Below are 14,814 nucleotides of genomic sequence, written 5' to 3' on the forward strand. Positions count from 1 at the left end.
AAGTGTTATAAAACTAGAATTTTTCGCTCACTTGAAAAATTCCTAAAGCGGGCCTAAATTTAGCATAAAAAAAACCATTATGAGAATAATGGTTTTATAAATGTATATTTTTAACAAAGTGTTAATAATCGTTATCTGGAATCAGACCTTGATTATTGTTTTGATCTTGTTGTTTTTTCTTCTTTTCCTCTTCCTTCCTCTTCTCTTCTTCTTTTTTCTTTTTTTCTTCCTCTTTTTCTGCTTTCTTTTTGTTTTTCTCCGATTCTTTCTTGCTTGTAAAGTTTACATAATCTGGATTTAAATAAGAATCCTGAAGATCATCCGAGGTTTTAGAAGCACGCTCGATTTTACTCTTTTTGAACAACTTATTTACAAGCTCACTAAAAGTATCAAAATCGACTTCATAAGATACACCGACACCTTGTGTATAACCAATTCCTTGTCCTATATAATTAATATCATTTTCTTTATTAAATAATCGAAGGTTCATTGTTCCATCTTCATTTACACGATATAAGATTTCAATATCTCCGACAATTGCAGATTCATTAACTCCTCCAACCGGAACCCCAACCTTTCCATTAATAGTAATTCGCTCATTTACCTGAGAAGAAATATTGGCTACAAACTGACCATCGACTTCCTGCCCTGTTCTTCTATCGGCTGCAATATAATTCAAGTCAATATTTACTTTATCATTATCAGATTTTATAATACCTCCTAATAAACTTGACGCTGTTTCTGTCAATGTTCCAGAAAAATCTCCTTGACTAAATCCGTCTGTACTCATAAATGAACCCGTTGACAATAAATACAATGCTTGCGTCTGACGAATATCTTTATCATCTAATTTATATTGAATTTCCGATTTCAATACATTACTAACAGATGGAAACTGAATATCGAAATTAGGTTCTGGACTTGCTAAATCTCCCCTCAATCCAATTACAACTTCTACAGGAACTTTTTTATTGAATGAAGAAGTATTATCTAAAAGTACAGCTGGATTAGCTTGCGTTTTATAAACTGCTTCCAAGTTCAATTGAGCACGCATTGGGTTTCCTTCCCAAATAATAGAACCTCCTTTTTTAACCGCAAACTTTTTATCAATAAGTCCTCCATATTTAAAGTTATAGGTTCCTTCGTATGCCTGGAAATCTCCCCACATATTAAATTTACCCAATGTATTAATTTTAAATAAAAGAGATCCGTATCCTTTACCTTTCATTCCATGTCCAGAATTTCGATCTAAAATAACCTCTACTTCTGCATCTGGTGTAATATCAAAATCAAATTCCAGTTCGAGTCCGTTGTAGTTTTTAGTTTTTTCTTCAATTCCATTTGCAAGATTGTATTTTTCCTGCGGCGTAACAAAATGAATCCAACTGCTTTCTCCAACACTTTGTACATTATTAATAGGTATCTTAACTTCAGTACCTTTTTCAGATTTAGCATCCACTTTTATAAACAAACCTTCGACAGGACCTCTAATACTTGCCGATCCGTTTATGAATGCCGTTCCAAAATAAGCTGCGTCATCGCTATCCTTAGTATCAAGAGCCAGCAAACGTTTAGACGTTATATTCAAGTCCAGTTTCCAATCGCCAAAATTCTTATGCTCAATACTTCCGTTCAGCAAACCTTTTGTTCCGTATTTGGTATCTGTTAACTGGTTATTTCTAAACAAAAACTTCTCATTCGTTAAATCGATTACTGTTCGATCGCTTAATTCATAATCGGTATTGAGATATGGAATTGTCATTCCAGCTTTTTCTACATAAAGACGCCCATTGATTTCTGGTTTTTTCAGATTACCAACAACAGCTGCATTTCCAGAAACTGTACCTCGAATATTAGATAACACATCGCCACCAATTGTTCCTAAAGTTGCTAGATTGAATCCTTCTAATTTCAGACTCATATCCATGATTGTTTCTTTATTTTCTATAGCGAAAGTTCCGTTGGCTCTAAAAGATTCTGTAAACCCATTTTGAATAGACGAATTAACGGTAAACTTTCTAAAAGTTTCATCTCCTGAAATATCGAAGTTCAGCGTTCCTAATTCTATTTTATTTAGAACAAGGTGATCAATTTTTATGGATGCAGTTGGCTGATAAACATTTTTATTCTGTTTATAGTTTACCTTTCCATTTAAGTTACCATCAAACACAAATTTGGAATTTAATGGCGTAATCTTATTAATATCTACATCTTCAAAATTCAGTTCGAGATCTTTATAATCACTTCCCTTCATAACTCCATTCAAATCAATTTTCTGATTTTCATGAGATAAAACAATATTATCGAATGTGAAGTTCTTAAAAAACTGATCAAAAACAATCTGATTGTCTGGGCCCGCTTCTTCATTTAAATACCAGATATAGTCTTTAAATTTCATTTCGGATTTCTTAATTCCGACAATATTATTTTTGTTCTTATCTATTGTATGATACAAATCCAGATTGAAATAATCTTCTCCTTGATTTCCTCCTTTAAATTCAGAACGAACAAAAAGCGTATCTTTTGAAGTTACATTAATCAAATTAAAATCACGAATCTTATAATAAGGAGTTTTAATACTATCTAACTCAACATAAGCATTGTACAGCGGATTCTTATTATCGACATTTATGCGAATGTTATCAAATGTGTTTTTGGCAGCAGTAATCTTTTTAGATCTAAATCTAAATTTAAATTCCTGAAGATCAGAATCGATTTTTCCTCTTACAACTGTAGAAGAATCAATATTAATTTCTGGATAAAGCATTTCGACTACTTTATCATAAACACGGAAATTAAATCTCAAAAACTGCCCTTTTCTAACTTTATACGGTTTGTAATTGGTATACAAACTACCAACTGAATTCATTACCAACTTATCTAATTGGTCAAATCTAAATTTACCAACGATTTTTCCGTCAACAACATCATTCGAACTAATTGTAATTGTTCTTGTTCTTTCGGCGTCAAAACTAGAATTAATATTTACTTGATCAAAAACATAAGTTGCTTTTGGATTTTGGTATTCGGTATCTTTAATATAAATATTCCCTTGCAGATTTTCGATTGAATTTCCTGTCAGTTGCACTTCTACATCTCCTTTGAAATTAGAAATAGAATCTCCCACAAATTTAAGTTTCCTTAAATCTGAATTTTCTACATTAATATGAAAATCATAACGGTTTTCTTTCTTGCTTAAATCCAATAAACCATCAAAAGTCAAATTCAGATTCGGATCATTTACAGCAATTTGCCCTTTATAATAAGGAAGTTTGAAATTTCCGTTTACAACGATATTATTATAAGTGTATTTATTATAATCTAACTTAGAAATATCTCCTTTTATAATCGTATTCAAATATTTCTCGGTAAAACCAACTCCATCAACATCAAGATTTAAACTTGTTTTCCCAACGTCTTTTCTGCCTAAAAGTGCTCCTACATTAAAATTATCCAACACAATATTTCCAGAATAGGAAGCTTTATCAATAAAGTCCATATTATTCAGATGAAGGTCAACTTTTCCGTTACCTAAATCTGTTGCCATTTTAAAATCGGTTTCTAATGCGGTTGTAGAAACCTTGGCTTTTCCGACAATATTAAATTTACCAATTCGTTTAAGTTCTTTTGGAAGCTTTTTACCTAAAACGCCCGGAAGCAGAATTACTAAATCATCATAACTTGATAGCAGTTTATCAAACTTTCCATCCATAAAAAACTTTTGAGTTTTACTACCTAAAAGATTCTTAAAGTTTATTGTTCCATTAATTTTTGACCCATTTGTATCACTCAATCTTAATTTAGTAAGCGTTAAATCATTAAGCGGGCCGCTCATTTTTGTTTTGATTTTAAAGTGCTGATTTTTACCCAATCCGTCATAAAAATGACGAATATCATTTGTCGCAATAGATGCAGAATCTAAAACAACATTAAACCTTACTTTGTCCGTAAAATCAAGAAAATCTGATGGCTTATAATTTAAAATGGCAATACCATAAATAGAAGATCTTTTCGTTTTAACCGCTAAATTTTCGACCTTAATTTGTTTTTTGGTATAACTAAATTTACCAGCAAAATTAGAAACATACAAACCTCGATGATCCATAAAAGAAAATCTATGAATGGTCGTATTTACATCAGGTCCATAGAGTTTAAAATCGCTGATATAAGCATTTAATTTAGTGAAATCTAAAAACTTAGGTGTTGTTTTATTTTCATCAACAACAGAAAACCTTCCTTTTTCGATGTAGGCATTTTTAGCCGTTAAAAGAAAATGTTTAGTAGATTTTTTCTTAGGCGTATTCTCAACTTCAAAGGCTTTAATGAATTTATTGATATTATTCTCATTTTCGCCTTTATATGTTTTTAGATTAAAGATTAAACCTGTAAGACGCAAATCGCCAAAAATTAGATCACCATCGAGTAATCGGCTAAAACTAGCAATATCAGTAGTAATAATATCCGAATAGATAAGCGTATTTTTATGATGATCTAAAATCATCACTTTCTTCAATTTAACGCCTCCAAAAATATTAATTGCGGTTTTTTCTACGCTGATATTAACTTTAAAATCCTCATTTAAAGAGTTCGTAACATAATTGGCAATCTGGGTTTGAACAACAGGCAAAGAAAGTATAATAGCTAATGCCAGTGCAAGTAAAATCAACCCAAATAGGGTTCTTGATATTATTTTCTTTACTGTTTTTATAGCTGTTTTAATTTTAGTTTTCTTTTAAATTTATTTTGAGCAGACAAAGAACAACTGTTTTTGATAAAAATTCTTTAATTTTGGACACTGCTTAAATCAAATAAATTCATTCCATTTGATTTGTCAAATATAATTCAAAATTTGTGCCTTTATATGCAAAATCCAGAGGTTTTTATTCTTGCCATCGAAAGTTCATGCGATGATACTGCTGCCGCGGTTTTACATAACGACAAAGTATTGTCAAATGTTGTAGCCAATCAATTAATTCATAATCAATACGGCGGTGTTGTTCCTGAATTGGCTTCTAGAGCACATCAGCAGAATATCGTACCTGTTATAGATGCCGCACTTCGTAAAGCAAATGTACAAAAAGAACAGTTAAGCGCAATTGCCTTTACGCAAGGCCCTGGACTAATGGGCTCGTTATTGGTTGGAACTTCTTTTAGCAAATCTTTATCTTTAGCATTAAAAGTTCCGTTAATTGCTGTAAATCATATGCATGCTCATATTCTGGCTCATTTTATTGATGAAGAAGGTTATGATAAACCAGAATTTCCATTTTTAGCATTAACCATTAGCGGAGGACATACACAAATCGTAAAAGTGAATAGTTTTTTTGATATGGAAATTATCGGAGAAACAACAGACGACGCTGTAGGTGAAGCTTTCGACAAAAGCGCCAAAATTCTTGGACTTCCTTATCCAGGCGGCCCATTGATTGACAAATATGCAAAAGAAGGAAATCCGAAAGCCTTTACTTTTACAAAACCAAAAGTTCCTGGATTAGACTTTAGTTTTTCTGGGCTTAAGACTGCTATTCTATATTTCATTCAAAAAAATAAACAAGCAAACCCAAATTTCATCGAAGAAAATTTGAATGATATTTGCGCTTCTATTCAGCATACCATCATTGAGATTTTAATGGATAAAATAAAATTGGCTGTAAAAGAAACCGGAATTACCCAAATTGCTATTGGCGGTGGAGTTTCTGCAAATTCTGGAATTAGAAATACATTGAAAGAAACCGAAAGCAAATACGGCTGGAAAACTTTTATCCCGAAATTTGAATATACAACCGATAATGCTGCTATGATTGGAATTGTTGGCTATCAAAAATACTTATCAAATCGTTTTGAAACTTCTGCAGTGGTTTCTAAAGCAAGAATTCAGTTTTAATCATGCAGTTATTTTTTAATCCGAATATAAATGAAACCACAGAAAGCTTTTCTTTTGATAAAGAAGAAAGCCGTCATATTATAAAGGTTCTTCGCAAAAAAGACTCCGACATATTACATGTCACAAATGGTTTTGGACTATTGTTTGAAACACAAATTACATTGGCATCTGACAACAAATGTACCGTTGAAGTACTTTCTATAAAAAATGCCGAAAAGCCTAAATTCCATCTGCATCTTGCCGTTGCACCAACTAAAATGAATGATCGTTTTGAGTGGTTTCTGGAAAAAGCGACCGAAATTGGGATTCAGGAAATAACGCCTATTTTTTGCGATCGTTCTGAAAGAAAAGTAATTAATCGAGAGCGTTTTGAAAAAATTATTCTTTCGGCAATGAAACAGTGCAACGAAACATTTCTTCCTAAATTGAATGAAGCTATTTCGTTTAAAGAATTTATTAAACAACAAAAAAATGGTTTGCAATTAATTGCTCATTGCGAAGAAACAGATAAAAAATCACTGAAAGAGGTTTTAAAACCAAATGAAGACGTTACAATCTTAATTGGACCAGAAGGAGATTTTTCTGAGAAAGAAATTGCTTTAGCATTAGAAAACAATTATAAACCAGTAACTTTAGGAAATACGCGTTTGAGAACAGAAACGGCTGCTGTTGTGGCTTGCCATAGCGTTGTGTTTTTCAATGAATAGATAAACTTAAACACAATCTTGTCATTTCGACGAAGGAGAAATCTTCGTTAGAAAATCGACAAAGCTTGGAACTCACTTTATGGAGCTACTTGCGAAGATTTCTCCTTCGTCGAAATGACAAAAAATGCGAAAACACGATATTTAGAAATCAAATGAAAAAAATATTTTACTTATTATTACTTTTTTCAATCCCTTCTTTTTCACAAGAAATTGCTTTGCTTAAATATAGCGGAGGTGGCGACTGGTACGCTAATCCGACTTCTTTGCCAAATCTGATTTCTTTTTGCAATGCCAATATCAATACCCGAATCAAGAATAAGCCTTCGACTGTCGAACCGAGTAATCCTGATTTATTTTCTTATCCGTTTGTTCACATGACGGGGCATGGAAATGTCGTTTTTAGCGATGCAGATGTTGCAAACTTGAGAAATTATTTAACTGGAGGTGGTTTTCTTCATATTGATGATAATTACGGAATGGATCAGTTTATTAGAAAGGAAATCAAAAAGATATTTCCGAATAATAATTTAGTTGAAATTGCGGCAAATCATCCTATTTTTCAAAAACCATTTCCTTTTCCAAATGGATTGCCTAAAATTCACGAACATGACGGAACTCGTCCGCAAGCTTTTGGCATTTTTATAGATAACAAATTGGTTTTACTTTATACTTACGAATGTGATTTGGGTGACGGCTGGGAAGATGCCGAAGTTCATAACGATCCAGCAAATGTAAGAGACAAAGCACTAAAAATGGGCGCAAATATTATCAACTATATTTTTACTAATTAGTGACTAGTAATTCATCAAATTAAAAAGAAAAATCATTTAGATTCAGAGTCACCACTATTCACTATTCACTAATCACTAATCACTAATCACTAATCACTTTTCACTTTTCACTAACAAAAAATGCAGCTGACTCACGAAGAAAACCAATTTGAAAGAAAAACATTTCCGATAACGCTAGTTTGCGATCACATTTACTTTCAGCAGAATATTGGTTCTTTATTTAGAATTTCTGAAGCTTTCGGAGTCGAAAATATTATCTTTTTCGGAAAAGATATTCCGCTTACGCCACGTAAAATCAATAAAACTTCTCGAAGCACACATCTACATGTTGCCCATTCTGTAATTGAAGAATTTGCAGAACTTAAATCTTTTCTATTAGATAATAATTTTGAAATTATCTCATTGGAAATTGCTTCCAACAGTAAACCTCTTAAAGAAGTACTTGTTCCTGAAAACAAAAAAATCGCTCTTTTAATTGGAAGCGAAATCAACGGAATTTCAGAAGAACTTCTAAAACTTTCTCATCAAATTGTGCATATTAATATGTTTGGAAAAAACAGCAGTATGAATGTCGTACAAGCTGCCAGTATTGCACTTTACGAGTTAACTTCTCTCTAAAAGACTGAACTCTAAGTGTTTCTTTCGAAAGACTTTTCTTTTTTAAACTATTTATCTTCTTAAAATCATCGTTAAAACAACAAAAAAACACGACGAAATACATTAAAAAAAATAAAAAGAAAGTAAAATCGTACTAATATTACTATTGTCGATTTTTGTAAGAACTAGAGTTTATAAGGCATTGCAAAAATTCTCACAAAATATCTGTTATAAAATTTTTCTGTAATTTCATTTTGTTATAAAATTGCGTAAATATTTAACCAAACAATGTTTTTATAACAAAAAACCCAAATTATTATGAAAAAAGTTATTATTACAACATTTGCAGCTTTGATGCTGTTTGCTTGTCAAAATGAGCAATCTGATGCAACCAATTCAGAAACTATGGCAGCTTCACGACGCGGATGCGCAACCCAAGAAGTCTTAGAAGCACAACTTAAAGCTGACCCAATGCTGGCTATTAAAATGAATGAAATTGAAGCTTTTACAGCCAAACATGGTTTAAGTGGTTTTACTGGCCGCTTGGTAAATGGTAAAATCGAGATTCCTGTTGTCGTTAACGTTCTTTACAGAACATCTGCTCAAAACATTTCTGATGCACAAATTCAATCTCAAATTGATGTTTTAAACAAAGATTTTAACGCTCTAAATTCTGATTACAATAATGTTCCAGCATTATTTTCTGGAGTAAAAGCCAATGTAGGAATTACTTTTGTTTTGGATCAGATTATTAGAAAATCGACTACCAAAACTTCTTGGGGAACAAATGACGCCATGAAAAAAACTGCTCAAGGCGGAATTGCACCAACTTCTCCAACAACTAAATTAAACATTTGGACTTGCAACATTGGAGGCGGAATTTTAGGCTACGCTCAATTTCCTGGTGGTGCATCGTCTACTGACGGAGTTGTTATTGATCCTCGCTATTTTGGACTGTCTGGCGCTGCAAATGCTCCATTCAACTTAGGAAGAACAGCAACTCATGAAGTTGGACATTGGATGAATTTACGCCACATTTGGGGAGATGCAACTTGCGGAAGCGATCTAGTTGCAGATACACCAACTCATAATGAAGAAAATTATGGAGTTCCTGCTTATCCTCACTATAGCACTTGTTCTGGAACGCCAGTAGAAATGACAATGAACTACATGGATTATGTTGATGACGCGGCAATGTACATGTTTTCGACAGGACAAAAAAATAGAATAGCAGCAATATTTACAGCTGGAGGAGCTAGAGCTTCTTTTGCTCAATAATTGCTGGCAAAGTAAAGCATAAAGCGAGATCTAACACATCTCGCTTTTTTTATTTATAGTAAAATTTTAAAATGCTTTTTCCTATATTTATAGTCTAAATTTTTAACATGGTCACATCAAAAACTATTTCGAACGGAATTTTAAGAGCTTTAGCAACTATCTTAATAATTGGTATCGTTTTATATTTTTTATACGAAATTCAAACCGTAATTGTTTACCTCTGTATTTCATTACTATTATGTTTGATTTCAAATCCGTTGATCTTGTTCTTAAAAAACAAGCTGAAATTTGGCAATTCTATGGCTGCCACAACCACAATTATCCTTTTCATTTTTCTAATTGTGGGTTTCATTTTATTATTTGTTCCCTTAATTATCTCTCAAGCCAACAATTTAGCATTATTAGATACGGCGCATCTTCAAACTAAATTTATTGAAACAGAAACACATCTTGAAGAGTATTTTAATATTCAGCATATCGATTTAAACAAAATAATTAAAGATTCAAAACTTACATCTGTACTTGATTTTAGTTATTTTACTGGATTTATAAATTCGATCATCAATTTTATGGCCGATATGGGAATGGGATTAGTATCAGTGTTTTTTATCACTTTTTTCTTTATCAAAGACCAAGATGTTTTTAAAGATCAAGCTAGAAGAATACTTCCAGATTCAAACGAAGACAAAATTCTAAATTCAATTACTAAAATTAACCATCTTCTAACACGCTATTTTATTGGTTTATTATTACAGCTTATTGTTGTCTTTATTCTATATCTAATTGTACTATTAATTTTTGGAAATAAAAATGCCTTTGTTATCGCTTTCTTGTGCGCAATTCTAAATATCATACCTTATTTAGGCCCAATTATCGGAACTACTTTGGCCGGAATTCTAACTATGATTAGCATGATCGGGCAAGATTTTCAATCGGAAATTCTGCCAACGACTATTTATGTTATTATTGGATTTTTAATAGTTCAAGCAATTGATAATAATGTGAGCCAACCAATAATTTCATCAAAAAGTGTAAATTCGCACCCGTTAGAAATTTTCTTAATTATCTTGATTAGCGGTATAACGTTCGGAATTGTGGGTATGATCATTGCAGTTCCAGCTTTTACAATTATAAAAGTAATTTTGAAAGAATTTTTTCCAAACAATAAAATCGTCTCCGTATTAACTGAAAGAATTTAGCTTTGAACACTTTACTTTTGCATCCAGATATTCAGGAATTTATAATTCAAAATACTGGTGCAGACTTAACAAAATTAGCACTTCAAAAAAATCCATTTCCGGAAGTTGAGTGGAAATTGATTTTAAATCAAATTGAAGCAAGATCTAAAGCCAAAGAAAAACTCCCGACTTGGTTTTCGGCTCCTAATATTATTTATCCAAGTAAAGTTTCGGTAGAGCAAACTTCTTCAGAAAAAACAGCGTCTTACAAAGCCGACTTGATTTCTGGTAAAACTTTAATTGATCTTACTGGAGGTTTTGGTGTTGATGATTATTATTTTTCGAAGAAATTTAAATCGGTAACACATTGTGAAATAAACGAAGAATTGTCTGAGATTGTGGCACATAATTTCAAACAATTAGAGATTGAGAATTGTAGTTTTTTTCCAGGCGATTCTATTGATTTATTAGAAAAAACAAATCAAAAATTTGATTGGATTTACATCGATCCATCAAGAAGAAATGATGCAAAAGGCAAAGTTTTTATGCTCAAAGACTGTCTGCCAAATGTACCCGAACTCCTTGATTTTTATTTTGAAAAAGCAGATTCTATTTTAATAAAAACAGCACCACTTTTAGATATTTCGGCAGGATTATCAGAATTAAAAAATGTCAAAAACATTCATATAATTGCGCTTGAAAATGAAGTAAAAGAACTTCTTTTTGAAATTCATAAAAATTATACAGGCGAAATCACTTTAAAAACGGCAAATATTTTAAAAGAGAAAACAGAAACTTTTGAATTTGTTTTGAACGAAGAAACTTCGATTCCAACTTATGATTTTCCTAAAAAAAACATTTACGAGCCGAACGCTGCAATTATGAAATCTGGAGGCTTTGATGAAGTAAGTGTTATTTTTAAAATAGATAAATTACATAAACATTCACATTTGTATACTTCTGAAAGTTTAATTGATTTTCCAGGAAGAAGATTTGAGGTTCAAAAAGCCATTCCATACCATAAAAATGAGATGAAAACAGAACTTGCCAATAAGCAAGCTAATATTACTACTCGCAATTTTCCGGAGACAGTAGAAAACATTCGCAAAAAATGGAAAATAAAAAATGGAGGTAATTTGTATTGTTTTTTTACAACAGATGTAAAAGATAACAAAATAGTTTTAATTTGCACCAAAATAATCTAAACAATGAAACAACTAATTACGCTAACATTTTTTCTATTAACCTTTACTGCATTTGCCCAAAAACAAAAACCATGTGAATACAGTGTAAATGTAAATGACTCAATTGGATCTTATAAAGTAACAAATGAATACTTAATGAGTGAGAAATATTTTGGAGGAAACTTCGATTACATTTTCTTTTCTCTTGCTCAAACCGATGGTTTGCCAACATTAAACTTACAGCTTATTCAGAAAAGTAAAGATTTTATTAAAGCCAATTGTTTTGATAAAAATTCTAAAATCTTCCTTCAACTAGAAAACGGAAAAATTGTTACACTAATGCACATCAATCAGGAGAGCTGTGGTACATTGGTTCGCGATGACAAAGGCTATGACAATCGTGTAAATACCGGAATTTTTATGTTTATGAAAGATAATTTTGAAGAATTAAAGAAATCTCCAATTTCGATTATGCGAATAAAATATCTGACAAACGTAGAAGATTATATCGTAAAACGTGAACTTACATCGGAGTTAACGGGCAAAGTGACAAACCCAAATACTTATTTCATGGAAAATATTAGATGTGTAGAATAATCTAATTGCATTTCCATTTTTCATTGGCTACTTTATCCTTTAAACCTGCTTTTAAGTTATAATGCCACCATTCAGAGTCAAATGAATTGAAGCCATTTTTAATCATTGTTTTTTTCAGGTAAGCTCTTTTAGAAAGAATTTCTTTTGAAAGCTGTTTGAAATTATGACTCGCCTGAATTCCGAAAAAATCAAAGGAAGTTCCCATATCTACTTCTTTTCCAGTTATATCTACCAAAGAAATATCAACGGCTCCTCCTCTATTGTGGATGGAGCCTTTTTTTGGATCCGCAACATATTCTGGATTTGACACAATTTCCCACATCTTTTTTTGAATATCTAAAGGTCTATAACAGTCATATAACTTAATTCTAAACCCTTTTTTCATAAAATCATTATTTGCCGCAATAAGTGCTCTAACGGTTTTTAAACGTAGCATACATTCTGCACAATCATAAACTTTTGCTTTCAGAAAGTTATCTTCAGTTGCATACTTCATATCATAAACAAAATCATTGCTGTAATCTCTTAAATTCACAAAAGTGGTATCAGAAATCTCTCCAGAAACTTCGTCAGTGTAGGTTTCATTCTGAGCGTTTATCGAAGTAATAAAAAAAAGAGAGAGCAGAAGAAGTTTTAAAAAGCTATTCATTGTGATGTAATTTAAAAAATGAAAGTTAAGCAAAAAATCAAAACCTTGCTTTTAATAATTTGTTGTTTTATTGTGAAAACTTAAGATTTTTGCTAGCGAAACGTCTTAAATCTCTTTCAAAATTAATAATGTTTTAATATCTTTATGAATATTAGACCTATCAGGCTTTACAATTTATTTACTAATTCTAAAAATCAGTCATTATGAATTTAAAAATCAAATATATTGCAGCAGTCCTTTTAAGTAGTTTCCTTTTCTATTCATGCAAAAAAGAAATCATAAAAAGTGTTCCCACAACCGATTCTACTTCTATAAAAACAGAAGCTTTAAAAACAGATAGCACCGTTTTAAATCCAACCGATTCTTTATACACTTTGGTAGACAAAAGCGTTATTGGAACGCAGTTTTTAACTAAAAGCAGTTTGGCCGTAAGATTAAAAAAATTGCTTGGAGCAGATTACGAAGAAATGGTTAAAAATTGGAATACCGAAACGCCTTTTGAAAAACAAGAAAACATATTGCACGCTTGGGGCTGTAAACAACATGATTGCAATTCATTTTCTTATGACCTTTTTATTGATGTGAAAAACAATAAAATAAATGTCTACAAATTTGCCGAATCTAAACTAACTGTTTTTAAAGAGGATAATTTTGATATTGAAATAAAAGACGGCTTTTTGAAAGATCTGAATATTAAAAAGGAAAACGTTAAAAATTGATAATTGTTAATTGATAATTGTTAATTGATAATTGTTAATTGTCAATTATTTATATTTCTCCTGTCATTAAAATATTTTCTTTCACACCTTTATTTTTCAACATTCTAAAATGAGAGCGAACGGCGTGATAAAATGGATAAGAAGTATACGGTAAATCATATTCTTTTGCGTAACGTCTAATTATGGGCGTGATATACGGGTAATACGTATGCCCAACTGCTGGAAAAAGATGATGTGCAACGTGATGTGTAAATCCGCCGTATAAAAAATTGGCCAATTTGCTTTCTGTACTAAAGTCTTTCGTTACTATCATTTGATGCAGTGCCCAAGTTGCCGAAAGATTTCCATCTTCATCGGTATTCGGAAAATTGGCATCTTCATCTACATGCGTAGAAACGAGTGCTACGACACCAAGTGCGCTTCCGCACATATGCAGACTTAACCACGCTAAAAGAACAATATACCAAGGCTGATTTAAAAACATCATGGGTATGAAAAGCAAATAAATCAGATTTATAATTTTTGCTACAAATAAGCGATAAACTTCTTGGGCCGGAATTTTCTCTACGATCTTTTTCACGTAATTATCTTTCTTTCCAAAGAAATCTTTAAAATCACGAATATAAATCCAATTTAAACTATAAAGCGGATAAATAAACCACATGTAAATGTGCTGGTATTTATGATAATCGAATAAAGGACTATTTGGAAAAATTCTGATAATATTGCTTTGCTTAATATCAATATCCCAATCTGGCACATTTGGATAAGCGTGATGAAGCCCAATATGTCTTCTCATCCAAAGCCAATGGTTGCTGCCAAATAATTCTAAAACATATAGAAACCATTCGTTGTGTTTTGTTTTTTTAAACAATGCTCCGTGAGCGGCATCATGAAAGGCATTTATAAAGAGAACAATCATAGTAATGCCAGACAAAATATAAAAAAGAAAGAGTAAAGGTGTCTGGTTACCAAAAAATAGAATACAGGCGTAAAACAAAAAGAAAGCGGCGAGAAGTCCTAAAGACTTCACAACATTTAATACGTACAAAGATGAATTTTTCAAGACCGTTTCATTAACTTCTAAACGCATCTTTTTAAAAAAATCATCCGTTCCAGCTTTAATATAAACTGGTCGTTTTAATTTTTCCATATAGTTATTGCTAGAAATTGTTTAACCCAAATTTAATAAAAAAAAGCTTAAAATATTCAAATCCATACATTTAACAA

At 31.6% G+C, this 14,814-nt stretch carries 12 protein-coding genes; 9 read left to right on the plus strand and 3 right to left on the minus strand.

Annotation, left to right across the window (positions count from 1 at the left end; translation table 11 throughout):
• Positions 1-121: 121 nt before the first annotated feature.
• A complete protein-coding gene (locus HNP35_RS12555) occupies positions 122-4,666 on the minus strand; it encodes a translocation/assembly module TamB domain-containing protein (RefSeq protein ID WP_184162369.1) in 4,545 nt (1,514 codons plus the stop codon).
• 195 nt (positions 4,667-4,861) lie between these two features.
• On the opposite strand from HNP35_RS12555, the gene tsaD reads away from it, so the two are divergent.
• The 8 genes from tsaD (at position 4,862) to HNP35_RS12595 (ending at position 12,216) form a co-directional block, all read left to right on the plus strand.
• Positions 4,862-5,884: a tRNA (adenosine(37)-N6)-threonylcarbamoyltransferase complex transferase subunit TsaD gene (gene tsaD / locus HNP35_RS12560; protein ID WP_184162372.1), complete on the plus strand. Its 1,023-nt coding sequence runs from the start codon at positions 4,862-4,864 to the stop codon at positions 5,882-5,884.
• Between the two features lie 2 nt (positions 5,885-5,886).
• Positions 5,887-6,591, plus strand: a complete 705-nt coding sequence (locus HNP35_RS12565) for a 16S rRNA (uracil(1498)-N(3))-methyltransferase (protein ID WP_184162374.1) — start codon at positions 5,887-5,889, stop codon at positions 6,589-6,591.
• Positions 6,592-6,743: 152 nt separating this feature from the next.
• On the plus strand, positions 6,744-7,382 hold the full coding sequence (locus tag HNP35_RS12570) for a DUF4159 domain-containing protein (RefSeq protein WP_184162377.1): 639 nt from the start codon (positions 6,744-6,746) through the stop codon (positions 7,380-7,382).
• Positions 7,383-7,502: 120 nt separating this feature from the next.
• The gene (locus HNP35_RS12575; RefSeq protein WP_184162380.1) at positions 7,503-8,000 is read left to right on the plus strand and encodes a TrmH family RNA methyltransferase; all 498 of its coding nucleotides are present in this window, start codon (positions 7,503-7,505) and stop codon (positions 7,998-8,000) included.
• A 297-nt stretch (positions 8,001-8,297) separates the two neighbouring features.
• The gene (locus tag HNP35_RS12580; RefSeq protein ID WP_184162383.1) at positions 8,298-9,257 is read left to right on the plus strand and encodes a zinc metalloprotease; all 960 of its coding nucleotides are present in this window, start codon (positions 8,298-8,300) and stop codon (positions 9,255-9,257) included.
• Between the two features lie 107 nt (positions 9,258-9,364).
• On the plus strand, positions 9,365-10,456 hold the full coding sequence (locus HNP35_RS12585; protein WP_184162386.1) for an AI-2E family transporter: 1,092 nt from the start codon (positions 9,365-9,367) through the stop codon (positions 10,454-10,456).
• A gap of 2 nt (positions 10,457-10,458) precedes the next feature.
• On the plus strand, positions 10,459-11,640 hold the full coding sequence (locus HNP35_RS12590; protein WP_184162389.1) for a THUMP-like domain-containing protein: 1,182 nt from the start codon (positions 10,459-10,461) through the stop codon (positions 11,638-11,640).
• 3 nt (positions 11,641-11,643) lie between these two features.
• Positions 11,644-12,216: a hypothetical protein gene (locus HNP35_RS12595; protein ID WP_184162392.1), complete on the plus strand. Its 573-nt coding sequence runs from the start codon at positions 11,644-11,646 to the stop codon at positions 12,214-12,216.
• 1 nt (position 12,217) lies between these two features.
• On the opposite strand, the gene HNP35_RS12600 is transcribed toward HNP35_RS12595, so the two are convergent.
• Positions 12,218-12,865 (minus strand): M15 family metallopeptidase, encoded by a 648-nt coding sequence (locus HNP35_RS12600; RefSeq protein WP_184162395.1) that lies wholly within the window; start codon positions 12,863-12,865, stop codon positions 12,218-12,220.
• A gap of 203 nt (positions 12,866-13,068) precedes the next feature.
• Between HNP35_RS12600 and HNP35_RS12605 the strand changes: the two genes are divergently transcribed.
• Positions 13,069-13,584, plus strand: coding sequence for a hypothetical protein (locus tag HNP35_RS12605; RefSeq protein WP_184162416.1), 516 nt, complete (start codon positions 13,069-13,071; stop codon positions 13,582-13,584).
• A gap of 49 nt (positions 13,585-13,633) precedes the next feature.
• Here the strand turns inward: HNP35_RS12605 and HNP35_RS12610 are convergent, their stop codons facing one another.
• A complete protein-coding gene (locus tag HNP35_RS12610; RefSeq protein ID WP_184162419.1) occupies positions 13,634-14,737 on the minus strand; it encodes a fatty acid desaturase family protein in 1,104 nt (367 codons plus the stop codon).
• Positions 14,738-14,814: the final 77 nt, after the last annotated feature.

The organism is Flavobacterium notoginsengisoli (genome assembly GCF_014207905.1).
GTDB lineage: Bacteria > Bacteroidota > Bacteroidia > Flavobacteriales > Flavobacteriaceae > Flavobacterium > Flavobacterium notoginsengisoli_A.